This is a genomic window from Phycisphaerae bacterium, from assembly GCA_035384605.1.
In the GTDB taxonomy this organism is placed as follows: Bacteria; Planctomycetota; Phycisphaerae; order UBA1845; family PWPN01; genus JAUCQB01.
The window spans coordinates 1-25,501 of the sequence record DAOOIV010000047.1 but is presented as its reverse complement, the minus strand read 5'-3'; the positions used below and the strand labels follow the sequence as shown (position 1 = coordinate 25,501).

At 61.8% G+C, this 25,501-nt stretch carries 26 protein-coding genes; 19 read left to right on the top strand and 7 right to left on the bottom strand.

Going from position 1 to position 25,501, the window contains the following annotated elements; translation table 11 throughout:
* Positions 1–24: 24 nt before the first annotated feature.
* On the bottom strand, positions 25–1,164 hold the full coding sequence (locus PLL20_11860; GenBank protein ID HPD30684.1) for an alpha-L-fucosidase: 1,140 nt from the start codon (positions 1,162–1,164) through the stop codon (positions 25–27).
* A 253-nt stretch (positions 1,165–1,417) separates the two neighbouring features.
* A complete protein-coding gene (locus PLL20_11855) occupies positions 1,418–2,971 on the bottom strand; it encodes a DUF2961 domain-containing protein (GenBank protein ID HPD30683.1) in 1,554 nt (517 codons plus the stop codon).
* A gap of 229 nt (positions 2,972–3,200) precedes the next feature.
* Here PLL20_11855 and PLL20_11850 point away from each other — a divergent pair, with 229 nt between their 5' ends.
* The gene (locus PLL20_11850; GenBank protein HPD30682.1) at positions 3,201–3,872 is read left to right on the top strand and encodes a DUF4190 domain-containing protein; all 672 of its coding nucleotides are present in this window, start codon (positions 3,201–3,203) and stop codon (positions 3,870–3,872) included.
* Positions 3,873–3,917: 45 nt separating this feature from the next.
* A complete protein-coding gene (locus PLL20_11845; GenBank protein HPD30681.1) occupies positions 3,918–4,964 on the top strand; it encodes a DHH family phosphoesterase in 1,047 nt (348 codons plus the stop codon).
* Between the two features lie 226 nt (positions 4,965–5,190).
* On the opposite strand, the gene pulA is transcribed toward PLL20_11845, so the two are convergent.
* Positions 5,191–7,362 carry a type I pullulanase gene (pulA, locus tag PLL20_11840; protein ID HPD30680.1) on the bottom strand — a complete coding sequence of 724 codons (2,172 nt, stop codon included), beginning with the start codon at positions 7,360–7,362 and terminating at the stop codon, positions 5,191–5,193.
* Between the two features lie 224 nt (positions 7,363–7,586).
* Here pulA and PLL20_11835 point away from each other — a divergent pair, with 224 nt between their 5' ends.
* The 17 genes from PLL20_11835 to PLL20_11755 all read left to right on the top strand — a co-directional run bounded on the left by PLL20_11835 (position 7,587) and on the right by PLL20_11755 (position 21,443).
* Complete coding sequence (locus tag PLL20_11835) at positions 7,587–9,035, top strand: HAMP domain-containing sensor histidine kinase (protein HPD30679.1); 1,449 nt, start codon at positions 7,587–7,589, stop codon at positions 9,033–9,035.
* Positions 9,036–9,074: 39 nt separating this feature from the next.
* Complete coding sequence (locus tag PLL20_11830; protein ID HPD30678.1) at positions 9,075–11,213, top strand: chloride channel protein; 2,139 nt, start codon at positions 9,075–9,077, stop codon at positions 11,211–11,213.
* Positions 11,214–11,469: 256 nt separating this feature from the next.
* Positions 11,470–12,282 (top strand): DeoR/GlpR family DNA-binding transcription regulator, encoded by an 813-nt coding sequence (locus tag PLL20_11825; protein HPD30677.1) that lies wholly within the window; start codon positions 11,470–11,472, stop codon positions 12,280–12,282.
* Positions 12,279–12,965, top strand: coding sequence for a phosphate propanoyltransferase (locus tag PLL20_11820; protein ID HPD30676.1), 687 nt, complete (start codon positions 12,279–12,281; stop codon positions 12,963–12,965). The genes PLL20_11825 and PLL20_11820 overlap by 4 nt, the downstream gene beginning before the upstream one ends.
* A gap of 55 nt (positions 12,966–13,020) precedes the next feature.
* The gene (locus PLL20_11815; GenBank protein ID HPD30675.1) at positions 13,021–13,311 is read left to right on the top strand and encodes a BMC domain-containing protein; all 291 of its coding nucleotides are present in this window, start codon (positions 13,021–13,023) and stop codon (positions 13,309–13,311) included.
* An 83-nt stretch (positions 13,312–13,394) separates the two neighbouring features.
* Positions 13,395–13,664, top strand: coding sequence for a BMC domain-containing protein (locus PLL20_11810; GenBank protein ID HPD30674.1), 270 nt, complete (start codon positions 13,395–13,397; stop codon positions 13,662–13,664).
* Between the two features lie 59 nt (positions 13,665–13,723).
* A complete protein-coding gene (locus PLL20_11805) occupies positions 13,724–14,878 on the top strand; it encodes an acetate/propionate family kinase (GenBank protein ID HPD30673.1) in 1,155 nt (384 codons plus the stop codon).
* 60 nt (positions 14,879–14,938) lie between these two features.
* A complete protein-coding gene (locus tag PLL20_11800; protein HPD30672.1) occupies positions 14,939–15,214 on the top strand; it encodes a BMC domain-containing protein in 276 nt (91 codons plus the stop codon).
* Between the two features lie 137 nt (positions 15,215–15,351).
* On the top strand, positions 15,352–15,663 hold the full coding sequence (locus PLL20_11795; protein ID HPD30671.1) for a EutN/CcmL family microcompartment protein: 312 nt from the start codon (positions 15,352–15,354) through the stop codon (positions 15,661–15,663).
* 81 nt (positions 15,664–15,744) lie between these two features.
* Entirely contained in the window at positions 15,745–17,178 is a 1,434-nt protein-coding gene (locus PLL20_11790) for an aldehyde dehydrogenase EutE (GenBank protein HPD30670.1), read from the top strand.
* A gap of 10 nt (positions 17,179–17,188) precedes the next feature.
* Entirely contained in the window at positions 17,189–17,467 is a 279-nt protein-coding gene (locus PLL20_11785) for a EutN/CcmL family microcompartment protein (GenBank protein ID HPD30669.1), read from the top strand.
* Positions 17,464–18,069, top strand: a complete 606-nt coding sequence (locus PLL20_11780; protein HPD30668.1) for an RpiB/LacA/LacB family sugar-phosphate isomerase — start codon at positions 17,464–17,466, stop codon at positions 18,067–18,069. Before PLL20_11785 ends, PLL20_11780 begins: the two co-directional genes overlap by 4 nt.
* The gene (locus PLL20_11775) at positions 18,056–18,340 is read left to right on the top strand and encodes a EutN/CcmL family microcompartment protein (GenBank protein ID HPD30667.1); all 285 of its coding nucleotides are present in this window, start codon (positions 18,056–18,058) and stop codon (positions 18,338–18,340) included. Before PLL20_11780 ends, PLL20_11775 begins: the two co-directional genes overlap by 14 nt.
* A 24-nt stretch (positions 18,341–18,364) precedes the next feature.
* Positions 18,365–19,213 (top strand): class II aldolase/adducin family protein, encoded by an 849-nt coding sequence (locus PLL20_11770; GenBank protein ID HPD30666.1) that lies wholly within the window; start codon positions 18,365–18,367, stop codon positions 19,211–19,213.
* A gap of 30 nt (positions 19,214–19,243) precedes the next feature.
* A complete protein-coding gene (locus PLL20_11765; GenBank protein HPD30665.1) occupies positions 19,244–19,846 on the top strand; it encodes a hypothetical protein in 603 nt (200 codons plus the stop codon).
* A gap of 76 nt (positions 19,847–19,922) precedes the next feature.
* Complete coding sequence (locus PLL20_11760; protein ID HPD30664.1) at positions 19,923–21,149, top strand: hypothetical protein; 1,227 nt, start codon at positions 19,923–19,925, stop codon at positions 21,147–21,149.
* Between the two features lie 72 nt (positions 21,150–21,221).
* The gene (locus PLL20_11755; protein HPD30663.1) at positions 21,222–21,443 is read left to right on the top strand and encodes a hypothetical protein; all 222 of its coding nucleotides are present in this window, start codon (positions 21,222–21,224) and stop codon (positions 21,441–21,443) included.
* A gap of 375 nt (positions 21,444–21,818) precedes the next feature.
* Here PLL20_11755 and PLL20_11750 read toward each other — a convergent pair whose 3' ends face one another.
* The 4 genes from PLL20_11750 to PLL20_11735 form a co-directional block, all read right to left on the bottom strand.
* Positions 21,819–22,922, bottom strand: a complete 1,104-nt coding sequence (locus PLL20_11750; GenBank protein HPD30662.1) for an App1 family protein — start codon at positions 22,920–22,922, stop codon at positions 21,819–21,821.
* A 278-nt stretch (positions 22,923–23,200) separates the two neighbouring features.
* On the bottom strand, positions 23,201–23,728 hold the full coding sequence (locus PLL20_11745) for a hypothetical protein (GenBank protein HPD30661.1): 528 nt from the start codon (positions 23,726–23,728) through the stop codon (positions 23,201–23,203).
* A gap of 93 nt (positions 23,729–23,821) precedes the next feature.
* A complete protein-coding gene (locus tag PLL20_11740; protein HPD30660.1) occupies positions 23,822–24,229 on the bottom strand; it encodes a prepilin-type N-terminal cleavage/methylation domain-containing protein in 408 nt (135 codons plus the stop codon).
* A 590-nt stretch (positions 24,230–24,819) separates the two neighbouring features.
* A complete protein-coding gene (locus tag PLL20_11735) occupies positions 24,820–25,080 on the bottom strand; it encodes a hypothetical protein (protein HPD30659.1) in 261 nt (86 codons plus the stop codon).
* Positions 25,081–25,501: the final 421 nt, after the last annotated feature.

The window sequence follows — 25,501 nt, the reverse complement described above, 5'->3', positions numbered from 1 at the left end:
ACAACGAGGTCGAGAAGCCCGCAATCAGATCTTGGCATTGGCTCTCAGCCGTTGCAGGGCCTGAACATGCATGTCGGGAATCAATCCGTGCTTGTCCGGCGGCACGTCCAGAAGCAGGTTGACACCGCGGTCGAGGCAGCTCTGAAGTATATCCAGCAAGGCGTCGTCTGATCTCGGCTTGTCGTCCGGCGTGAAGAACCAGTCCTTGCCGATCGGGTCGCAGACCTCGCCGGGCATATAACAGCGCCGGCCCTCGATGGTCCGCCATTTCTCGTGGCCTTTGCCCGGCGGCAATCGCCGTTCGATGGCGATGATGTCGGAAGGCCAGGCGTAATCCACAGGATAGCTTTCACCGCTGCTGATACCGCTGTTCATCATGATGACCGTCTGCGGTTGCAGCCGGGCGATGGTGTTGTACAGGTATTCGCGGTAGCCTCGGCCGAGAACGCCGGGAATGTCGATCCAGGTTTCGGCTATAGGCCCGTACTGGGTCAGCAGCTCGGTGATCTGCATGGTCTGGAAGCCCTGGTAGACCGAGGTGGTGTACGCTGGCAGCGGTGCGGAGGGTTGCGTCGAAGTTCTTCGCTCCAGTTCGGCGAATCTGCTCATGCCGAACTCCCAGAGGGTATTGGGGTCCGAGGGGGTGCGGCTGCCGAAGCGGTTGTGATTGTCCCACGAGCAGTAATAGAAGCCGGGCAGCACGCCTCGTTTCTCGCATGCTTTGACGAACTGCTCGACGACGTCGGTCTTGTTGCCGCTGTTGGCCACCGTATAGCTGGTATGTTTGCTCGGCCAGAGGCAGTGGCCGGCGACGTGTTTGGTCGTCAGCACCGCGTATTTCATTCCCGCGTCGCGGGCGACGGAGACCCACTGGTCGACGTTCAGCCTGTCGGGAGCATAGACGGACGCAGGGGCCTTGCCATCCGGCAGCTCGTTTTCCACGTACGTGCTCATCCCGAAGTGGATGAACATGCCATAGCGAAGAGACTCCCACTGGCGCAGTTGTTCGAGCGACAGACGCTGATCGCCCTGGGCGGGGTCCCTGCCGCCGGTCTGAGCCTGCGCCGCCAGGCGCGCGGAGCCTGCCGCGACCGCGCAGACGGCCGCGCCGGACTGCGCTGCCGTCTTGAGAATGCCGCGTCTGCTGAGCGTCTCCTTGTTCATGGTGGTCTCCATCTCTTGGTTCCGCCTTGTCACGGCTTCGAGTCCCGCCGGCCTCAGAACCCTTTGTCCGCTGGCCCCAGAATCCCTTCTGAAGCCTTCTTCGCGGAGGATTCCCATCCTCATTCGGGCCCGGAACGGATTCCGGGCCGAGCGGATTTCAGGCCGAGCGGAGCATCTGACATTTCAGATCTGACATTTCAGATTTGAAATCCGCAGTTTGCCCGCCTCAAAACCCTTGTTGGGGCCTTCCGGCTCACTTCGGCGACACCCACTCGATCATCGAGATCACCGCATTTCCCTTGCCGGCTCGGTTGGCCACCCTGACCAGCAGCCTGCCGTCGGCGGTCATGTCGCGAGTGACCGGCGCGTCAATCCAGCGGCCGTCCTGGAACTTCTCGAACGTGCCGAGGCTCTTATCGCCAATGAACACCTCCTGCTTTCGGCCGCCCTCAAAGCTGTCCGGATCGATCAGGTAAAGTCGAAGCGTTCCTTCGGCATCCTGGGGAACGGTCAACTCGAATTGAATCTCGTGGTCGTCGGATCGGCAGTGGAAGACGGGCGGCGGCCAGCCGGTCCACGTGGCACCTTGTTTGACGGCGGCACCGAAGCCCGGTTCTGCGAACAGGATTTCCTTTTCCGGGTATCCGCAAGCCATGTATAGCTTGACACCGCGAGCTCGCAGGTCCTCCGCCGACGGCAGCGGCGGGGGTTCCTCCGGCCAGAACATTTTCTCGGGCGCGGGGACCCGCTCGGCGGCGGGGATCATCGGCGGGAATGGGAGATGCGGCTCAGTCTGGTACCAGTAGCAGGTGCTGGAGAACTGAAGCTGCGTACCGGGCTTGCTGAACTCACGGCGGAACATGGGGTCTTCGTTGACTCCATAGCCGATGTCGACCGCCAGGGACTTTCTGAAGGCGATGGAATCGTTCAGAAAGAAACGGTAAGCTGCGGCCCCCTTCATAAACGGCCAGTAACCGAGCGTCGGGTAGATGTTTTCGACTTCGGGGAAGCCCCAACTGAAGCCGAATGAGTCTTCAATTCCCTGGAACTCCACCGAAGGGGTCTCTTCGCCGTCGACGTAGAATTTCTCGTTCATGTCCACCGGATAACCGGACGTTCCGGGACGGCGGACGGTCACGTTCCATCCGATGAATTCGCCTCGGCCTTGGGCACGGAGCGCCGGGTAGTCTTCCTTCCCGGTCAAGACGGCCTTCTGGTTCCACCATGCGTGAAAGTAGGGCGCCTGCGGCGGCACGGGCGTCGATCGCCACATGACGTAGCTGTAGCAGGGCATCATCGCCCACAGCTTCTCGCCGGGCGGCTCCGGGCCTTCGTAGACGAGCATGACCTTGGCCGACTTGCGGAAGGGCATCTGGAAATACGCGTTCCAGCCGCGTTTCTTATTGGTCAACGCTGTGTTGACGACTTCGCGGAGCCCGGCCGGATCGCAGAAGAAGTCCACCATCGGGCAGTCGACACTTGGCTCCGGCTCGTCGTCCCACCAAATTCTCAGCAGGAGATCGCGGTTCAGGTGATACTCCTTCGGTGCGGCAATCGCCCGGTGAGGATAGGCGAAATGGATCATGGTAATCATACCGGGCCCCTGCATCTCGGCGACAACCACCTCTCGATTGTTGTGGAACCGTCGTTCCGGCGGCGTTTCGATCCAGAGTGCGTTCTCCGCCCGCACGCGGGTCTCGTGGCGGACGGCGGACGCGCTGTCTGTCCCTGACGGCTGTTGGCATCCAACAAGAAGAAATGCGACCATGCCGGCAATCGACCATGCCAGGTGTCGGGTCCGCCTCATGATGCTGCCTCCATATTAGGGGTCCCGTCTTCAAGCCACCAAGTTCCTGCGGCTTCTGACTACGCCTACAAGGACCGGCTGCGGACTTTGAACGGCCGGATTCTAGCCGTGCGATGCCCCGGTTGTCCAGACAGCAGATTACTGCCAGACATCATCTCCGGCTGGAACCTCGGGTTCAGAATGGTTATCCTGTACGTTCTGGTTTTGGCAATTCGGAAGGAGTTGACTCATGGCAGATCAACCGACGATGACCCCTCAGATGCAGACCTCGTACAACACGTCGCCCAAAGTGGGAATGGCCGTCGCCGCGCTGGTGTGCGGCATTTTGGGCTTTTGCTTCCCGCCCCTGGGGCTGGTGGGGCTGATTCTTGGCATTATCGCGGTGATCAGGGCGAGCAGCGATCCCGTTCGTCACGGTGGCAAGGGGATGGCCATCGGCGGCATCTGCACCGGTGGCGTCTCGCTGGTCTTCATGGTCTTCATAGGCCCGATGATGGCGGCGATCCTGTTGCCGTCTTTTGCCCGGGCTCGTGAGTTGGCCAAACGCACCGCTTGCCAGGCGAACATGCGACCTCTGAGCATGGCCTTCCTGAACTACACCGTCGAAAACAACGGCGCTTTTCCGGACGACCCCGCCAAGGCGCTGGCACGTGCCGGCATATCAGCCAAGAACCTGGAGTGTCCGAGCAGCGGAGGACAGTCCAACTACCGCTATGTTCCCGGGTGGTCCACAAAAAACGGGGCGAACAAGCCGCTGGTTTACGAACCGATCGCGAACCATGGCGACGAGGGGGGCAACGTGCTGTTCCTCGATGGGCATGCCGAGTGGGTGGAGAAGACTCGCTGGGCCAAGGTGGTGGGGCCTTACGAGGATAAGTCCGTTCCAATCTCTCCGCCGTGACGACGAACGGCGTGGTCCTGACTTCCTGGCGTGGAGATGCGCGTGATGACCGTCGCTGGAGCCAAACGTTCCGATCACCTGTTGAAAGTGTTGTCGGGCTACCAGCACGTTCTTGTGCTGACCCACGACAACCCCGACCCTGACGCGATCGCCAGTGGTTGGGCAGTTGCTGCATTGGTTCGTGCGAAGGCGGCGCTGCCGGTCCGATTCGTCGCCGGGGGTGCGATCTTCAGAGCCGAGAACCGGCGAATGGTGGAGTTGCTTGAGCCTCCGCTTGAGTTTGTGGAGCAGATCGAAGTGCCCGAGGGCACGGCCACGGTCCTGGTCGACGCCGAACCGCACGCGGTCAATCATCTTTTGGGCGAGGCCGGTCTCCCGACGGCGGTGATCGATCACCATCAACACGAGGGCCGACGGCCGCGACTGCCATTCTGCGACATCAGGCCCAAGGTCGTTGCCTCGGCCACCATCGCGGCGCACTACTTGCGGGAACAACATATTGATCCCGGCCCTGCGTTGGCGACCGCTCTGACCTATGCCATCCGGACCGACGCCACGGGCTTGCGGGGTTTTTCGGCCGCCGATCACCGGGCCATGCGTTGGTTGAGTTTGCGCGCCGACCATCAGAAACTCACCGACATCGAGAATGCTCCGCTGCAGCCCGATTACTACGCCGATCTTCTGCTGGCCATGCAGAATACCTTTCTCTACGAGGACGTGGCACTGTGTTTTCTGCCGCGGGCCGGCGGCTCGGAGATCATTGCCGAAGTGGCCGACCTGCTGATTCGACACCGCGACCTGACCCGGGTGATGGTGGGCGGCGTGGTCAACGGCGATCTGCTGGTGTCGGTTCGGTCCAAAGTCGGTGCGGGCGATGCCAGCGATTTGGTCGCAAGGTCTCTCGAGGGGCTCGGGCATGGCGGGGGACACTGCCAGCGGGCCGGCGGCAAGGTTCCCGGCATGGCGCGCGGGGAGCGGGTCAGTGAAGATCTTCAGAGTATGTTGCGAAACCGCTGGCTTGGCGTCTGCGGCGTCGATGCCCAGCGCGGCATGAGGCTGGTCCCCAAGCGAGAGATCCTCGAGAACCTGTAGGGTCGCGAGAATGACCAATGACCAAGGGCCCACAACCAACGAATGGCCAGTGACCAAGGCCCAACGACCAGTCAAATCCGAATGACAAAATCGAGTTGTCAGTTCTCAGTGGTCAGTTGTCAGTTTTTATGGCCGGGGCAGAGCTCACCGAGCACTGACAACTGATTACTGACTACTTCCGCGGGTTTCATTCATCATTCTGGTTTCGATATTGGGGCTTGCTCTCTTACAGACTCAGCAGCATCCCCGAATGCGGCGGCAGCGTCGCGCGCTCGCCGGCCGTGCCGAAGGGCTCTGCGCCGGCCCGCGCCGCGTCCGCCAGAACGCTCCACTTGCCTGAGGGAAGGCGGAATTCAACCGGCTCATGGTGGCCGTTGAGCAGGATCAGCATTTCTTCCGCCGACTCGCCTTTCAGGCCGCTGCCATCCAGATGACAGACAACACATTTCGGATGGGGCGGTTCATTGAAGCTGACGCGTTGTTCGATTGCCTGGCGCGTTGGAAGCCGTAGGACCGGATGGCGGCGGCGTATGGCGATCATGCCGCGATGATATGCCCAGACATCCGCGTACGTTTTCTTGAGCGACCAGTCGGTCCGGTTGATTTCATCGGGCAGGTTGTAGCTGTTGTGTGATCCCCGCTTGGTCCGGCAGAACTCCTGGCCGCTGTGCATGAAGGCGATGCCTTGTGAGCAAAACAGAATCAGAGCGGCAAGCCGCATCATGCGTCGGCGGGTTTCGTCGGTTTCGTGGGGAACGCTCAGGGCCAGCTTGTCCCATGTGGTCAGATTGTCGTGGCACTCGAAATAGTTGATCGTTTCGGACGGGTTCACGGTGTTCAAGTGGATCGAGCCTTCGAGGGCGTGCCGAAGGTCTTCGATATGTTCACCTGTCTGGATGAATCCGGGCTCGGTGCCGTTGACGTCGCCTTTGATCGCGTTGCGAATGCCGTCGTTAAAGGCGCCGATGCCGGTGTTCTGAAGACGCCAGCGGTCCGTCAAGGGACGAAGCGGTGTTGGGCCGGCGGCCCAGGGTTCGCCGTAAATCAGGATTCCCGGCCTGATGGCCTCCAACTCGGTCTTGATCCGCAACATCGTCTTGCGATCGATCAGGCCCATCAGGTCGAACCGAAAGCCGTCCACGCGGTATTCGCGAACCCAGTACTTGAGCGAATCGAGCAGGAACCGCCGAGCCATTGGGCTTTCGCTGCGGAACTCGTTGCCGCAGCCCGAGCCGTTGGAGAATCGCCCGTGGCAGGTCATGCGGTAGTAGTAGTCGGGCACCAGCCGCTCGAAGCTCGCGCACGGCGACGTGTGGTTGTAGACCACGTCGAGGATCACGCCGATTCCTCGCTCGTGGAAGGCCTGAATGGCGCGTTTGAGTTCGATGATGCGTGCGGTTCCTTGGCGAGACGTGGCGTACCAGCCGTCGGGTGAGTTGAAATAAGACGGCATGTAGCCCCAGTCGTACGGGTCGGCATCCGTCTCGTCATTGTCGAAATCCGCAACGGGCATAAGCTGCACGTGCGTGACGCCGAGTTCGCAGAGGTGGTCGAGCCCCGTGCACACGGTCGGGTCGTCCGGCAGATGGGTGCCGCATTCCGTCAGGCCGAGGTACTTGCCCTTGTAACGCACGCCCGAACCGGCCGCGATGGTGAAATCGCGAACATGCATTTCATAGATGACCGCGTCGGCGGGGTGGGCCAACTCCGGCGACTCGTGGTTACGAAAGCCGGGTGGGTCGGTTTCCAGGAGGTCCACGATCAGTGATCGCGGGCTGCGGCCCTGAGTGCAGGTGGCGTAGATATCTGTGATTTCACGAGCCGGATCAAAGCCCGGACCTTCCAGCACGTATGCGTAATACTTGTTTCGCAGATTACCTGGGATGGTGACTTCCCAGATGCCGTAAGAACAAGGCTGCATGTCGTGCAGGCGCCGGTTGTGATCGCCGCTGGGGGAATCGGCCACAACTACCCGCACGGCCGCTGCCGTCGGGGCAAAAACGCGGAAGGTTGTGGCCTCGGGCATCCAGGAGGCTCCCAGCACGGTGCTTGGGTCATAGAACAGAGCGGGGTCTTGCAGCAGCCCGCCCATGCGAAGCGGCGTCCGGCCGAAGACCTCGGAGTGAATCACCCAGGAGCAGCCGCGGAAATCGACGGGACGCTCGGTTTCAAGAAGGTAGCGGGAGGACCTGCCGCGGAGCGGTCGGCGAGCCTGTGTCGAACGAATGCCGATGACCCGGCCGTCGTCTCCGATGAGCCGGAAACGCTCCGGTCGACACTCGGCAACCCGCATTCTTCGCCGAAACCGCAGGCCGATCAGACATTCGGCATCCAGTGTTGCCAGCACCATCTCCGGACACATTCGCTTGGTCCTCGGCAGGCGCGTCGTAAGCCTCATGATGAGTCGCCGGGGAGTCACATGCGTTGCCTTGGTCTCTCGCCGTTGTCACACGCCTCGCGGCTCGGCCCTGCTGTTGGAGAGCAGCCGTTCGATGGTAGAATGCCGGTGGGCCGGGTCGCGCGATCCTGACGGCGATCTTCCTCTGCTTCGTCGATCAGCGGACGTTCGACCGCATGTGTCCCGGGTGATATGATATGCCCCCCACGAGGGAAGACAAACTGATGCCCATTGAACAGGCGGAGCTGGTGGACCGCTTGCGATGGTTCGTCCAGCTTCGATGGATCTTTGGGGTGGTCGCTCTTGCCGCCGCGACGTTGTTATTGCGGATACCTTTGGGGCGGGTTCATGCCCCGATGCTCGTGGGTATCAGCGTCGCGATCTTGTGCTACAACTGGCTGTTCTGGTTCCTCGAAGGGTGGCTGAGCCGTCACCGACCGGAAGCCCACGCCCGGTATGCCGAGGTTGCGGCGTCCTTGCAGATCGTCCTCGACCTGGTCGCCCTGACTTTCGTGCTTCACGCCAGCGGCGGGGTTGGGAACCCCTTCTGCCTGTTTTACGTCTTCCACATGGTGATCGCCACTCTGCTTCTGCGGATGCGGCACGTCTTCCTGCTGGCGGGTCTGGCGATCTTTCTGTTCACGTCGCTGGCGCTGCTGGAGATGCGCGGCTGGGTGCCGCATCACAGCCTGTTCGGGCTGGAGGAGGCATACAAGAGCCCGAGGTATGTTGCGATTACTCTTGTCGCGTTTGCCAGCGCGATGCTGACCGCCGTGTACATCGGAACGTCGATTGCCGGGCGGCTTCGCGAGCGGGAGCACGAGATCCTCAGGCTGGAACGGCAACTCGCGGACTACGCACGGGAGCTTGAACGCACCAACCAGGAGCTGGTCAGGGCAGATGAGGAGAAGACGCGGTATTTCCGGAAGGTGTCTCACGACCTGAAGTCGCCGCTGGCCGCGCAGCAGAGCCTGCTTCGGGCGCTGCTGATTCAGATGGAGAAGTCGGATCCGCAATCGGCCGCACGTGTGGAGAGGGCCATTGCTCGGGGAGACGAGCTGTTGGCTCTGCTCAACGACCTCTTGCTGCTGTCCCAAGCCAAGGATGTGGTTCGCGGCCCGCGGCACGAGTGGATCGATCCGGGTGATCGTCTTCGGGCCGTGATCGATGCCCAGGCGCTGGCCGCGAAGGAAAAAGGATTGGACTTCTTTGAGGAGATGGAAACGCCCTTGCCGGCGATTTGCGCCGAGCCTGGGACGCTTCTTACGCTGGCCGAGAACTTGCTGTCGAACGCGATTAAGTATACCCCAAAAGGCGGGAGTGTAACGTTTTCCCTGTTCAGCAGGGATGAGCATCTGATCATGGTGGTGAAAGACACCGGGATCGGCGTGGCTAAGGAGGACCTGCCGAAAATCGGCCGGCAGTTCTTTCGTACCAGCCAAGCCCGTGAGTCGGGCTCGCCGGGTACCGGTCTGGGGCTGGCGATCGTGCGGTCGATGGTCGAGGCCATGCACGGCCGCTTCGATTTCCAGAGCGAACTGGGCGCCGGCACAACGGTGACCGTTGCGTTGCCGCTGTCGCATCCTGAGGCGCTGAGGGAAGTCGAGCCGTTCTGCCGCCTTGAGGAGCGTCGCGCCGATGAGGGGACAGTCGCGTCGCGAGAACGAGTGTGATGCTCGCGGCCGGCGTTTTTTCTCTCCAAGCGAGTCATCGTGAAGACTGTTCGACTGACCATGCTTGATTTTCGCGAACCCGCGGCGCGCTGGGGGATCATGTTCTTGTTCAGCGCCGTTGTGGGGGTTCTGGCGGGGTTGGCGGCGGCGGGACTGGACTACGGGCTGCGAGAAGGAACGCGGCTGCTCATCGGCCGGTTCACACACATTGGCGGAGCCCAGGTTTTCGCTTTTCGATGGGGCATTCTGTTGATGCCCGCGGTCGGCGCTCTGGTGAGCAGCCTGTTCGTCCTTCTTCTATGCCGGAAGGATTCCGGGCACTACGGAACCGACCAGGTCATCGCCGCTTTTCATCAGCACGGCGGACATCTTTCTCTCTGGGCACCGGTCGTCAAAGCCCTTGCGGCGATTGGTGTGATATCCTGCGGGGGCTCGGCGGGTCCGGAAGGTCCTATCGCCGTTCTCGGAGCGGGCATCGGGTCGAAGTTCGCGAGGCTCTTGTCGCTGGCGCCGCGTTCCCGGCGAATCCTGCTGATTGCCGGCTGCGGCGGCGGGGTGGGGGCCATTTTTCAGTGCCCGTTGGGCGGGGCACTGTTTGCGGTGAGCGTTCTCTATCGTGAGCCGGAGTTCGAGGCGGAATGCATTGTTCCGGCCTTCGTCTCCTCTGTTTTGAGCTACTCAACGTTCATGTATTTTCCCGGCTTTGGGCATCATCTGTTGCAGGGCGTAAACTCTCTGGGATTTGCGTCCCCGGCCGAATTGCTGGCTTACGCTGTTTTGGGCTTGATATGCGGCCTGCTGGCCGGGTTCTTCTACATTTGCCTGCGGATGGTCGAGTCACGACGGTTGCTTTCCGCCCGTCTGTCCGCATGGTTGTTGCCGACCGTCGGCGGGTTGCTGGTGGGATTGACTGCCTGTGTGCTGCCTCAGATCATGGACAGCCGTTACCAGGTCCTGCAAAACACTCTCGACGGCAAAATCTTTCTGGGCGATTCCGTGGCCGGGCGCTCGGCCTGGGAATGGGTCGCGTTCTTCGGGTTCCTGGCCATGCTGAAGTGCCTGGCGACGGCGTTGACCGTGGGTTCGGGCAGCGCCGGCGGCTTGCTGGGACCGAGCGTCTTCATCGGCGGCGCCGCAGGGGCCTTTCTGGGTGCGCTGCTCGAGGCGTGTTGGCCGGGACATTTTCCACCCGGTTCCCCGCTCAGGCAGGCCCTGGTACCTGTCGGCATGGCAGGCGTGTTGTCGGCGTCGATGCGGATCCCGCTGGCGGCGACCGTGATGGTTACTGAAATGACCGGCAGTTACGGCCTGATTGTCCCGCTGATGGTGACCTGTGTGACGTCCTATGTGCTTGGCCGCCGGTGGGGTCTCAACCCGTCGCAAGTTCGCTGGTCGGCCGAATCACCCGCCCATGCCGGCGACCTGCTCGGACGCATGCTCGAATCTCTGCAAGTGCAGCATCTCATGGACCGTCACTGGCGGTACACGGTAACACCTTCGACGACGTTGGGCGAGATGATCCGGCAAATCGGCAGCGGCTCGCGGCCGGTATTCGCCGTGAGAGAAGACGGACGATTCGTCGGGGTGATCTCCGTACAGGACATCAGCCGGGCGATCTCCGAGCCGGGTATCTCAGAGATCGTCATCGCGGCCGACATCATGAGCGGGCACGACACCACGGTTACCCCTGAGCAGAGCATTGCCGAAGTTCTTGAGGTGTTCCAGAAAACGGATCTCGACGTGTTGCCGGTGATCTCCGACGATTCTGAACGCCGGCATCTCGGAATGCTCAACAGGCGGGCGATTCACGAGGCGGTCCGCAGCCGCCTGGAGCGGATTCGCGAACACGCGCGGCGCGAGCACGCGGGCATCGCCGCGATCGAGCAGGACGAGCAGTTGTTCCAGTTGATGCTGGGGGTCTCGGGTTCTCGTCCGGATGTCTTCACCCGCATGCCCGTGCCCAACGAGATTGTGGGGGTATCCATCAGGCAAGCGGCGTTTCAACGTCGCTACGGAGCTCAGGTGGTTGCCATTCAGAACCAGGATGGCTCGCTCCAGTGTCCGCCGGACATCGATGCGCCTTTGCGCGAAGACCAGATTCTGGTGGTGATTGTCTCCGACGTCCGACAAGCTGAACACGGCACTGTCGCGGGGCCGGAAATGTCGAGCCATCTGTAGATCACCCTGCCTTGCGGCCTGCCTGCCAGACTCCAGTACGACGGGTGGCTGTGTGCTGAAATCGCCGTGTGAATTCCTGCCAGATTTGCCGGCATGTCATTGGCTTAAGTGGTTGTTTCTCAATTGATTAGAGCAGAAGAACAGGGGTGCTTTGGCTGATTATGGAAGAAATCTTTCAAAGACAGGCCAAGCCCCGCTTGATTCCTCTCACAACTTGTCGATAATCGGCTTAGGTTTGGTCAGATCCGGAGGACTCATGACCGGAGACGAGCGACGACAACAGTTATCGGAAGTCTTGGCGCGCCGCGGTTACGCTGATCTGTCGCTATTGGTCAGCGAGCTGGGTGTCTCAGAATCGACGGTTCGGCGCGATTTGTCGTTGCTGGAAGAGGAGGGTATCGTTCGCCGGACGCACGGCGGAGCGGTGTTCGTCAGCGATCGGTTCGTGGCGCTGAATTATGCGGCCCGGGAAGTGACGGCGGTTCCGGAGAAGGAGGCAATCGGCCGTGTGGCCGCCGGCTTGTTGCAGGACGGTCAGACGATTCTCCTTGACGGGGGAACGACGACCTTTCAGGTGGCCCGAAATCTGTTGTCGCGAACGATGCAGGTGGTGACCAACTCGCTGCCAATCGCGAATCTGCTGCACAGTGCGCCGAATATTGAATTGATTTTCATCGGCGGTTACATCTATCCGCGCACGGGTGTGGCGCTGGGGCCGTACGCACAACAGATGCTGTCCTCTCTGCATGTGGATGCGGCCGTCATGGGCGTGGCGGGGATCACGGAGGATGCGCTCTACAATGCCAATGTGCTGATGGTTGAGGCCGAATTGCAGATGATGCGTTCGGCCGGTGAGGTGATACTGGTTGCCGACAGCGGCAAGTTCGGCAAGCGGGCGTTGGTGAGACTGGGCGGTTGGGAAATGGTTGACCGAGTGGTTTGTGACAGCGCGCTGGAAGGCCGGTGGCAGGATGCGGTGCGCAACGCCGGGGCCGAACTGATTCTGGCCGGCGTGGAAGAGGCGACGGGTGTCGGAGCAAGGTCCGCCGGCGCGGGAGGTCAGGGATGAGTACGGCGATGGTGGGCGGCAGGCTTGATCGCTCGGTGGTCGAGGGCGTGGTTCGGGATATCGTCCGGCAGCGGCTGGGTCTGGGGCCCGGGAGGGCGGGTGCCGCCAAACCGAAGCTCGTTGTGAACATCTCGGCGCGGCACATGCACGTGACGCAGAAGACGCTGGAGATTCTCTTCGGGCCTGGGGCGCAGCTTACGGTGATGCGGCCGCTTTATCAGGAAGGGTATTTCGCAAGCGAGCAGACGGTGACGATCATCGGACCTCGGCACCGCACGATCACGAATCTGCGAATCCTGGGGCCGGTGCGGCCTGAAGATCAGATCGAGCTGGCCTTCACCGATGGCATCGCGATGGGTCTGGATCTGCCCGTTCGTATGAGCGGGGACATCAAGGGTACACCCGGTTGCATCGTGCTCGGACCCAAGGGGCATATCGAGCTCAAAGAGGGCGTGATCCGGGCTCAGCGGCACGTCCACATGCATCCGACGGATGCGGAGTACTACGGGGTCAAAACCGGCGACTTCATGCGGCTGAGGGTTCATGGGAGTTGTCCAACGACGTTCGAGGGCATTATCTGTCGCGTGAGCAAGGATGTGAAGCTCGAGGTGCACCTGGACACCGATGAAGGCAACGCGTGCGACCTGGCGAACGCGGCGAGAGTTGAACTGGAGAGAATGTAAGCCCAAGCTGATAGCTGACGGCTGATAGCTGATCGCTTTTTTGAGGAGTCCACTTATGGCACTTGAAGCACTTGGAATGATCGAGACGAAGGGTCTCGTGCCCCTGATCGAGGCGTCGGACGCGATGATGAAGGCGGCCAACGTCCGACTGGTGGGGTATGAGAAGGTCGGTCGTGGGTTGGTGACCGCGTTCATCCGCGGTGATGTGGCGGCAGTCAAGTCGGCCACGGATGCCGGCTCGGCGGCGGCGAGCAAGGTCGGCGAGGTGGTCAGCGTTCATGTGATCCCCCGGCCGCACGACGAACTGGCAGGCATGTTGCCCGCCGAGAGAAACAGGGCCAAATAAAGGGAACGGGATCATACGGGGATGACCCGCGCCGGACGAGCGATCGGTTCAGGGTTGGCGCGGGGTAACGGAGTATTCAATCGATGAGCGATGCAATCGGAATGGTAGAGACGATGGGCTACACCGGCCTGGTGGAAGCCTCGGATGCGATGTGCAAGGCTGCCAACGTCGAGCTGGTCAAGAGCGTTCAGATCGGCGGAGGCCTGGTGACGACGATCGTGCGCGGCGACGTCGGCAGCGTAAAGGCCGCGGTGGATGCCGGCGCCGAGGCGGCCAACCGGGTCGGTGAGCTGATGAGTGCCCACGTCATCGCCCGGCCGCATGAAGCGCTGGCGGACGTGTACTTCAAGTAGGCGTTGCGTGGCCATGACGGCGATGACGCAGGCCTCTGTCACAACAGCCGGAGTGTGTCGTGATCGTATTGGTTGCCAATATCGGTAGCACGTCGTTCAAGTTTCGCCTGTTCGATATGGACGGCGAGCGGGAGCTGGCCCGCGGAGGCGCCGAGCGGATCGGCTCGGACAACGCGGCCGTCAAGGTGGGCGACAAGACGTGGGCGGGGCGGATCGCCGACCACGGCCAGGCCATCGACCACTGCCTGAGGTTGCTGCCCGACCCGAACGTCAAGCTCGATGCCATCGGCTTCAAGGCGGTACACGGCGGGACGACTTCGGGGGCGGTTCGCGTCACGGAAGAGGTCATCCGAACGATGACCGAGTTCTTCGACATCGCGCCGGCGCACAACCCGCCGTATGTCGCCGCGATGAAGGCCTTTGCCGCACGGCTGCCGGACGTGCCGCAGGTCGCGGCGTTCGAGACGGCCTTCCACCAGACGATCCCCCCGTCGCGCACCACCTATGGGGTGCCGTGGGAGTGGACGCAGGCCGGCGTGCGGCGGTACGGGTTTCACGGGGCGAGTCATCGGTATATCGCCGTGCGGACCGCTGAGCTGATGGGTCGCAAGGATCTGCGCGTGATTTCTTGTCATGTGGGCGGCAGCAGCTCGATCTGTGCGATCGAGAACGGCAGGAGCGTGGCCAACAGCTTCGCGACGACGCCTCAATCGGGGCTGATTCACAATAACCGGGTGGGCGACTTCGACCCGTACGCGCTGCTCAAAGTATTGCCGGCGTTCAAGCTGACCTTTGAGCAGGCTTTGCAGGAGATGGCTAAGAAAGGCGGTTTGCTCGGCATCAGCGGCGTGAGCAATGATCGTCGCGACATCGAGCAGGCGGCGGCCGAGGGCAACGAACGGGCGAGGTTGGCACTTGATGTTCTCGTCGAGGGCGTGCGGCATTACGTCGGGGCTTATCTGGCGGTGCTCAACGGGGCGGATCTGATCGTCTTCACCGGCGGCATCGGCGAAAACAGCGCCTCTTTTCGTGAGGCCGTTTGTGCCCGAATGGATTACGCGGGGATCAAGCTCGATTCGCGGAAAAACGAGACCCGCGGCAGAGAGGAAACGATTTCAGCGGATGACTCGCGCGTGCGAATCATGGTGATTCCGACAAACGAGGAACTGATCGTGGCCCGGCAGACGCGGGACGTACTGGCGGGCGGCAACTGAGGATGGCAGAGACGGCCGGGCGATGTGGCCTGTGCCGGGTTGATTGAGGAGTAATCGGAAATGGCCCAGCAGGCATTGGGATTGATTGAGACTCGCGGCATGGTGGCGCTCGTTGAGGCGACGGATGCGGCCCTGAAGGCGGCGAACGTGACGTATCGCGGCTGGAAGCAGGTCGGGTCCGGCCTGGTGACGGTGGTTCTCGAAGGCGACGTGGCGGCGGTCAAGGCGGCAGTCGACGCAGGTGCGGCCTCGGCGGCGAAGGTCGGCGAGGTGGTCAGCGTGGATGTGATCGCTCGCCCCCACGGCGACATCGGCAAGATATTGCCGAACAAGTGATGCCGACCGGCCGGGCTGTCCCCCGTCGTTGTCGCGGGAACGCTGCCGTCAGCGGGGCTCCGATGATTGACGGACGGGGGTTTCGCCCACGTTCGGGGCTGAATCACGAACGTCCGGTCCGCAGACAGGGAGACGACATGTTCATCGGCAAAGTGACTGGAACCGTTGTGGCATCGCAGAAGGTCAAGAGCGTGATTGGTAGGAAGCTCTTGCTTGTCCAGGCGATGAATGTCAAAGCTGACGCGCCGGGGGCGCTGGAAACAACCGGCCGGACGGCCGTAGCTATTGACACGGTCGGAGCGGGCGAGGGCGAGTTGGTGCTGGTCACTCAGGGCAGTTCGGCCCGGCTGACCGAAACGACCGGCGACGTGCCCACGGACGCGGTGATCATCGGCATCATCGACGCGATACAGATGAAGGACCAGGAGATCTACAAGAAGCAGGGCTGAGCGGCCGTCGTCAGCCGCGGCAATGGAGCGCTAAAGCGTATTCCGTAAGGCGGCTGGGGTCTTGCGGTTGGAGCGATAGAGATGAGCACGACAGTGAGTGAGGCGTTGATTCGCGATGTGGTCAGTGAGGTGCTGAGCCGACTGCAAGGCAACGGAAGGGTTGCGACGGCGCCGCCGGTTCCGGCAGGCGGCAGGGACGGCATCTTTCAGACCGTCGATGAGGCGGTAGCTGCGGCGAAGGTGGCACAGAAGCGATTGGTGGCCGAGACGCTGGAGACACGGGCCAAGGCCATCAAGTGTATTCGCCGCATCTGCCTCGAACAGAAGGAGGAACTCGCCCGGATCGAGTACGACGAGACGAGAATCGGCCGGATGGACCACAAGATCGAGAAGCTGATCGTGGTCGGCGAGAAGGTGCCGGGGATGGAGATGCTTACCTCCGAGGCGGTCAGCGGCGACCACGGCCTGACGGTCACCGAGCACGCCCCGTGGGGTGTGCTGGGCGTTATTACGCCCGTGACACACTCGATTCCGACGCTCGGCTGCAATGCCATCATGATGATCGCCGCCGGCAACACGCTGGTCTGTAACCCGCACCCGTCGGGGGCCAGGTGTGCTGCCGTCGCCACGCAGCGGTGGAACCGGGCGATCCGCGAGGCGACCGGCCTGGATAACCTGATCTGCCTGATCGAGAAACCGACGCTGCAGACGGCCGACCAGATCTTCAAGCATCCGGATATCGCCATGCTGGTGGTGACCGGCGGTCCGGGTGTGGTCGCAGCCGCGATGGCCAGCAACAAGAAGGCAATCGTTGCCGGCCCGGGCAACCCGCCGGTGGTGGTGGACTGCACGGCCGACATCGAGAAGGCCGCGGCGGGCATCATCTTCGGGCACGCCTACGATAACAACCTGCTGTGCATCGGCGAGAAGGAGGTCATCGTCGTCGAGGCGGTGGCTGACAAGCTGCTCGAGGCTTTCTCGCGGCACGGCGGGTACCGCCTCAACGCCGAGCAGATCCGGGCATTCACGGCGATGGCGTTGCACAAGGACGAGAAGAGCGGCCACTGGTTGCCGGACAAGAAGTTCGTGGGCAAAGATCCGCAGGTTCTGGCCGATGCGATCGGCATCAGGCTGCCGCAGGGCACGCAGTGCCTCTATGGCGAGGTGGATGAGCACAGCCCGTGGCTGCCATGCGAGCAGATGATGCCGTTCCTGCCCGTCGTCCGGGCCAAGAGCATCGATCAGGCGATCGCCATGGCCGTTGAGTACGAGCACGGCTTCGGCCATACGGCCATCATCTGGTCACGCAACGTCGAGAACATGACCAAGATGGGTAAGGCGGTGGACACCACGATATTCGTCAAGAACGGCGCGTGCATGGCTTCGCTGGGTGCCGGCGGCGAGGGTTTTGCCAGCTTCAGCATTGCCACGCCGACTGGTGAGGGCATCACGAGCCCGATGACCTTCACGCGCTATCGCCGGTGCGTGATGGTGGACAACCTGCGCATTCTGTAGGGCGGAGAAAATGATACTGGGGCGTGTGGTCGGCAATGCAGTCTCGACGGTCAAGCACAAGTCATTGGGCGGCGCCCGGATGCTGGTGGTTGAGCCGATCCAGGCCGCCTCGCTCGACCCGGTGCTGGCCATCGATCAGCTCGGGGCGGGGGCAGGCGACATCGTGGTGCTGACCAGCGACGGCATTTACACGCGCGAGGTACTCAACGACAAGACCTCGCCGGCCCGCTGGACGGTGATGTGCATCGCCGACGACGGCCAGTATGTGATGGAGCACCTGGAAGAATGAGCCGGCCGGTCGTGACCGCGATTCTGCTTGAGGACCTTCGTCGGGAGGGCAAGGAGATCCGGTTGCCCGAGGGGGCCCTGGTGACGCCGGCCGCCCGCGACTGGCTGAAAGAGCATTCGCTGCCGGTCACGTGGGAGAAGGCTCCCGCCGGGGCACCGGGCAGGCTGGCGGTGGTCATGGACCCGTCGCTGTCCGAGTTGCGGATGATGCGGGCTATGCTTGATCGGGGCGGACAGCTGGCCGAGGTCATCGAGCCGGCCGGCGGGCGAAGCGGCATGTTGGCGGCGACCCGGCGGCTGTGCGGCAAAATCGCCCGTGGCGAGGTGGCCAAGGGCGTGGTGTTTGCCGCCGATGGGCCGGTGCCGGTGTGCGTAGCCAACAAGCACAACGGCGTGCGGGCGGCGTTGGGCGTCAACATCCCGATGACCGAGGAGGCCTGCCGCTCGCTGGGGATTAACGTCCTGGTGCTGGAGTACCCGACGCTGACGCCGTACCAGATGAAACAGATGATTGACCGGCTGCTGGCCGGAGCCTCACCGCCGGCGGAGATGTTGGCGGAGATTGAGGCCGTCGAACAGGGGGGCGGACGTGCGGATCGGTGACGTGGTTGGACGGCTGACGCTGAGCAGGTGTGATCCGAAGATGATCGGAGGTCGCTTTCTGATCGTCCAGCCGCACGATCCCAAGTCGCTCCGCGAAAACCGTCCGGGCAAGGGCGAAGTGGTCGTCGTGTACGACCAACTAGGCGGCCGCGTGGGCGATCGGGTCGGTTTCACGGAAGGCCGGGAAGCCGCGATGCCGTTCTATCCCGACCGCGTGGCTTTGGATGCTTATCTGGTATGCCTGCTCGACTGCGTGACCTACACGGCGTGAGCGGATACCATACGGTGAACTGTCATGGTTAACGAGTTCAAGCTCAAGCAGGAAATCTGCGAAATCGGCCACAAGCTCTATGAAAAGGGCTTCGTGGCGGCCAACGACGGCAATATCTCCTACCGTGTCAGCGAGAACCACGTGTTGTGCACGCCGACGTTGGTCAGCAAGGGGGCCCTCAAGCCCGATGACATCTGCCTGGTCGACATGACCGGCAAACAGCTTGCGGGCAAGAAGAAGCGGACCAGCGAGGTGATGCTGCACTTGGAGATCTACAAGGCGAATCCAAAGGTGAAGGCGGTGGTTCATTCGCATCCGCCTTACGCGACCGCCTTTTCGGTGGCGGGCGAGGAGATTCCGACCTGTATTCTCCCGGAGGTCGAGGTTTTTCTGGGACCGATTCCGACGGCCGTGTACGAGACACCCGGGGCCCAGGCATTTGCCCGGACGATTCTCCCGTTTGTCAACACCGCGAAGATCGTTGTGCTCAAGAATCACGGCACGGTTTCCTGGGGCGAGACGCTTCAGCAAGCCTACTGGTGGACCGAGATTCTGGACGCCTATTGCCGGATTCTGCTGATCGCCAAGCAGGTGGGACGGGTCGAGCGGATCAGTCCCCCGAAGGTGGAAGAGCTTCTGGATCTCAAGGAGCGCTTCGGCATCACCGACGACCCGCGGCGGCTTTATAACGCGGATCTTTGCGTGAATATCGACTTCGGCCGGGGCTACTCGGAGCCCGGCTCAACCCTCATGAAGAAGCCCGAGGGGCCGATGAGACCTCCGGAACCGGTTCAAGCTCCCGCCGTGAGTAACGAAGAGGTCGAGCGTGTGGTGCAGGAGATCACCGATCGGATTATGAGTGCTCTGGGATGAGAGAAGTCCCGCAATCGCGAGGTGCCTGAGATGGACGCTGATGTCTGTCATGCTCGAATCAAGGGAATGTTCGCCGTCGCGGTGGCTTGGCTGTTCGTCCTGTGCGGCTGTCACCAGACGCGCTACAACTGGGTCTTGCACGACGTCGATGTGACGCTGCCGGAAATGACCGCCGCCGGAAGGGTGACCGAACGAGCGGGCACACCGGCGGAATTGCTGGTCGTACGGCCCGGCGGCGGCAAGACCATGCTTGTCACAGCGTTGATCACCGATGATCCCGAGAAGATCGACGACGAAAAAGCGGAAACGTTCGTTTGCGTCCTTGATGGACCGCCGCTCATCGGCCGGAAGACCGCCGTCGATGTTGACCGGTGCCGGCTCATACTCAACGAGGTGTTCCGGCCCTGCAGGCGGCCTTATCAAGGCGCGGAGGGTAGCGTGCGGATCACGTCGGTTCGCGGGGGGAAGGTGACGGCGGAGATCGTCTTTCGCAACGTGCTTCGCTCCGCGCGAGATGATTCGTACATCGTCCGGGCCACAAAAACCTTCAGGCCCGCCGCGCCCGATGACGTCCGGCTTCGCCAGGCGGGCATTCAGTACGAACCAACGCCGGCTCCCGGGACGCTGCCCTGATGTCGTCGGTCGCCTTGGAGGAAATAAAGCAGAGAGGCGAAGATCCCATGCCGTCTTGTGGGAGAGTTAGCTGTCTATGGTAGCCAAGAGTCTCGATATCAAGCTTGCCAGAATCAAGGCCGATCCGGGGTGCAAGGAGTTTATTCTGGCCGACGCAAAGGATGCGGACATGGCCTTTGGCATTGCCGCGCCCGGCAAGTCGCCTGAACACTATTCGCAGGAGGGCAAGTTCCGCTCACTCCCGGAGTTTCGCGAGTGTATTCGCCAGATCGTCCGGCAGGGGCTGGTGGACATTATGTTGATGTCCGCCCACACCAATTCAATTCTGACCATCCATGAACGTTTGTTCGACAACTCGCACGTGACGCCTGCCGCCAGGGCGAATGATACCACCGACATCCACCTGGCGCGCGGGTCCATCTATGCTTCCGAGCCTTCCCGACCATTCCGCACGGTGACTATCGACCAGATTCAGTGCGGCAAGGTAGAGTGTCAACCGACGGAACGGGTGATCGGCGCCAACCTTGGTCTGTACAGTGTGACCTTCAACAACGATCTGGAGCTGGACCGGCTCACGCTGGAGCAGTACCGGGAATTTCGCATCGAGGCCGAGCGCAAGGGTTTCAGGCATTTTCTGGAGGTCTTCGATCCGAACGCCCCGACCAACCCGGTCCCGCCGGACAAACTCGGGGGCTTCGTCAACGATATGATTGTCCGATGCCTGGCCGGTGTCCCGGAGGGCGGTCGGCCGTTGTTCCTCAAGATGGTCTATCACGGACCGAAGTGGACAGAAGAATTGGCTAGCTACGATCCGCAACTGGTGATCGGCATCCTTGGCGGTTCGGCGGGCACGACCTACGACGCCTTCAAGATGATCGCCGAGGCCCAGAAGCACGGGGCCAGGGTCGCCTTGTACGGCCGCAAGATCAACAACGCCGAGAACCAACTGGCTTTCATCGAGATGCTGCGTCGCATCGTAGACAGCCAGATCTCGCCCGAAGAAGCGGTCAGGGCGTATCACGGCGTGTTGCAGGGTCTGGGCATCAAACCATACCGGTCGTTGGAAGACGATATGAAGCTGACATCGCAGGTGATGAGCTATGCGGGGGGTGGTCGCGTTCAGGTGCCCGCGTCGCCGGCGGCATCCCCTCCTCGCAAGCCTTCGGCCGCTGCCCGGCCTGCTTCGGCCAAGCCCGTCACCAAGCCGGCTCAGGGATATGTTGCCGCCGACGCCCCTGACTTTTCCAAGATGACGGCCAAGGAGCGGGCGGCCTACCATCGTGCCAGAATCGCCGGGATTTGAGGCCGGTCATTGAAGGCTTGGGTCTCGGGGAGCAGCCAGGTATAATTCCGTTGTCCCTATGGAGCATCGACCATGCGGTATCTCAATAGCACACTGTACAGCCTGGCTGCCCCACTGGCCGCGTTGCCGCTGCCCCTGATGCGGATGCAGTTTGACAATATCGGCGACTACATCCGCAACATGGAGCCGCAGCTACGGCAGATCATCGCCGAGGTGATCGTTGCCCAGATATCCACGATTGCCGAGGCGTTGATCGTAGCCCTCACCCGGATCTTCTTTGGTATCGGGGGTTAGCCCCTTACGGTCGCGGTCCTGAATACACCGTAATGCCTCCCTGCCGAAGGCGGACCGCCATTTTGTCGGCCGCAACCCAAACGTTCTGCGATCCAGAAACATGCGCGCAAGCCGCACACATATCCGGCCGTAAGGTTCTAAGGCGGACCGCCTGTTTGCGGGCCGCAACCCAAGCGTACCGCGATCCGGAAACATGCGCGCAAAACGCGCACCAGTCGCGACGGAAGAGACTAAATCGACTGAGAAGATGCTCAAGGTGGAAGGCCGGACCAAGCCCTTCCTCAATGGGAATACAAAGCGATCAGGACGCACCACCTCAAACCTCGCCAATTGAGGCCGGCGGCATTCCCGGGCTATTCCCTCGCCACCGGCAGGTCATTCTTTCGCCTTGTCGGTTGTTGCCGGAGCACCATGAGACGCAGTCGCCGGGCGAGTGGTCGCGATGCCGGGCAAGGCCACGTTGGCAAGTTCGTCGGCATCCACGAAGACATGCCAGCGCTGTCGAGGAACACCTTCAAACGCAGTCTGGAAACGCACGGCGTCAGGAGACTCATTTTCGATTGCTCGAATCAGAATGAAAACCACCCGGTCCGGGTACTTTCGCGCAAGCGTGCCGTACGCTTCCGGATCCTTCTCGCCCGAATCGCCGACAAGGATGAACTGCCGTTGCGGAAACGACTCGATGACCGGCTCGACGACCCCCAGCTTGTACTCAAGCGGGTCGGCGAAGAGCGACAGGAATCGCGAGTCCTTCCAATAGAAGGTTTTGAGATGAAACGTTACGTCGGGGAAGCCGTGCTCGTTCGTGAACTCCGTTAACGGTGCATACAATTGCCAGGGACTGGCGGAAATGAAATGGATGATCGCGCCCTGCTGCGCCCATCGTTGGTACAGCTTCGCCATGCCGGGTACCGGCCGATACGGCTTGAGGAACGTGTTCTCGATCACCTCTTCAAGATCGCTCACCTGCGTGATTTTGACTGTGTCGTCAATGTCGGAGATCACGGAGAGGCCCGCGGGCGGGGCCAGCACGGCCCTGGCCGAAAAGCGCCGCTTGTCCGATTTGGGCGTCACCGCATCGAACTCGACCCATTGCCGGCCATACTTGTCCGGCCGGGACAACCGGTCGGCCTCCTCAAGCGACAGCCTGACGCTGCCGGTGAGGTGCCCGTTCTGTTCCGATGGGCCGACGGTTGCCGTTCGGTCGCCGATTCGGAGCGTCAGAGTCTTGCCGCTCTCGTTGTCCACCAGGAAAGCCGCAGCTCGCCGGTTGAAGAGCCTCTCGCCGGCATGTTCGTCATCCACATCCAGCGCCGCTCGCAGGGCCGCCAACACGACCATACGGCGGATGGAGTCGGTTTCGGGCTCGAAGATCCAGCCATGGATCGGCACAACCCACTGCGCGGCGACGGTATCGAGGCGGGCAGCAGTGTTGAAGAAGATAACCTCCTCGTCCGGAGCAATGCCGGATTGTGCCACCGACACGGGCGCAAGCGGAAGAAGGCCGCACACGGACAAGCACGTGACTCGGCACCGTGTCCATAGTCGCGCTCGGACGGGCGAGACATAGGTACGTTTTCCGGCATCTTCAGCACGTGCTGCCATGTCAACAGCGTCGCCGCCGATGACCCTGGCGTCAAGGCCTCGCCGCAAGGTGGAAGGTCGAATGAATCGAAGCGCCGCGACGTCAAGGGCTTTAAGAGGATGGTCGAGGAGAAAGAGGAACCACGCGCATCGCTCAGCAGGCGGGTACCATATCACTGGTAGGGGTGCCTGAACCGATGAATGAAGGCGTATTCGTTTTCCCAGCCGCCGTTGTTTCCGGCATAGGTGTATGGGAATCGCAGTTCGTTGAAGAGATCGACGCCCTGCAGCTTGAACACGTTACCAGCGAGGCCCTTCTTGTTGCCGTAGTAAGGATACCGTTTCGATTCCGCATGGCCGTCGAGGTAGCCGAAATTGGCCACGGCGCCGGTCGTGCGGGGATCATGCCGCAAGGCCAGATACGAGTCGGCCGCCCGGGAATCCCCCACGAAACCGTGGTTTGTGTTGTTCCACGGGTGCTCCTCGATAAGCATGGTCATTACGGCGGGGCTCCAGGTGATCCTCGTCCCGACCGGAATCATTTGGATCGGCGTAATCATCGCCCCTTCCATCACCTGGAAATCGGTCACGTACGTGGACTCCTGAATCTGCTCGACAGCCTTGAAGCCGAGGATGCCGTTCATCGTGTAGCTGAATCGGCCGTTGCCCCCGCCGCCGGCAGGATTCTCTGCGTCGGGCATGCCTTTCAAGTCCGTGGGACACAAGTAGACCTGCTCGTCGTTTACGCATCGCCACAGCGAACCTTGTCGAGGCACTGTGGCTGCAACGTGGACCTACAAGGCCTGTTGCTCATTAACGTCCCAGGCATGGTCAGGCGGGCAGAGCAGACCGAGCCAGGAATCGCCGGATCGCCAGTTCGGCCAGCGGCGTCCGGCCGGGTTCGGGGGTCTGGACGAAGCCTGATAGGAGACCCCCCAAACAGTATTTGTGCCAGGCAGGCGACCATTGGCGGCCGCATAGACGTGTACGGCTGTGGCCAACTGCTTGATATGCGTCCTGCAGACCGTTCCCTGTGCCAGACGGCGGGCCCTGATGAGCGACGGGACCAGAATGGCCATCAACAAAGCAATGATTGCGACAACCACCAGAACCTCGATCAGAGTGGATGCGGCTCTGCGACGGCTTGCCCCCATCATGGTCTCACATGAACCAGGCACTGGAGTGGACAAAGCGGTCCGCATTACCCTGGACCTCCCTGCTTCGGTGAAAGGCCCCAGTCAGGCTGCGCGCGAGTGTGCGTCGGCTGCAATCTGACGTTCAACAGGGCCGACGGTGCGCAAGCAGACTCAGGTAATGAAATGAATAGGAACCTGTGTCTGCGCGCCGCGCTGGGGCAAGTACTCTTCGTCCTTGCCGCCGAGGGCCGGCTCTCGTTGCCCGACTGACTCCCGAGACGTGCCCGCCGATCCTCTGTGAGATACCAGAATGCGGCCGCGGCCCTGGCTCTTCTTAAACGCCTCTCAGAAGCCGGCGGGACTTTCCTGCCTGCATCGGCCAGTTTAGCACGAAATGCCCGAGCCACCAATCCAACCAGAAGAGCGGGGTTTGATGATAGGCCTCCTTTGTTGGCGCCGAGGGCCGATGCAGTGCAATGCGTGGGCTTCTCGCGGTCGTCTTTGGGGTGCGGGTGCGAAGCTTCCGTCAGGTTCGATGTTACGAGTCGCGACGTTTTGGCCTTGGAATCATCCGACGCTCGGCTGAGGACTATTCAAACGTCTGGAACGTATTGTAAAGGAAGGTCTCAGCTCGACTTTTGCCCTTTTTCCAGCCTCTACGCGGCCGGGGCAAGAGCGTACATCAGCATGGCCTTGATCGGCCGGGATAGTTTCGAAAAGACCCGGTGATTCCCGTGGGCTGCAAAAACCCAATCGGTCCACAACCAGCGGCGTACGGCGGTGATCGCGTCGGAGAAGGTGCGGTCCGTCAGGCTGGGCCAGTTGCAGCTCTTCGGCAGCTCGACGCCCCGCTCATCGGCCACCTTGGAAAACAGTAGACAAATGATGTGCTCGATGCAGTGTACCCTTTCGGCCAAGGACGTGGACGGGGTTGGGAGGTTGGGCGAGGCGTTCGGGGTGGAACGGATGACGGGAAATCGGCCACGGTTTTCCTTAAGTGTTTAATCGATAACGACTTAAGATCTCGGTTGGGTTCGTTTGGCGCGGGGGGTGGTCGGCGGTCGGTGTCCGGCTTTTGGCGCGCGGGGGTCGCTTCGGGATCTCTTGCGGTCTGGCCATGTCGCCAGCCGAGGATCAGCGGTCGGCCGGAGGGGACGGAGAAGGGGTTGCGCCCGGGCAGGAGGTCATCGCTTGCGGCGTTGGGTTCGTTTCGTTAGGCACTCGGCAGGTCGGCGCCGTGCTTGGTCGATGCGACTTGGCGGGGCTGTGACCCGCTGGTCCCCGATTCCCATCTGGGACCCTTCTGCCGACGATTCCGATCGTTATTCATTCCTGAAT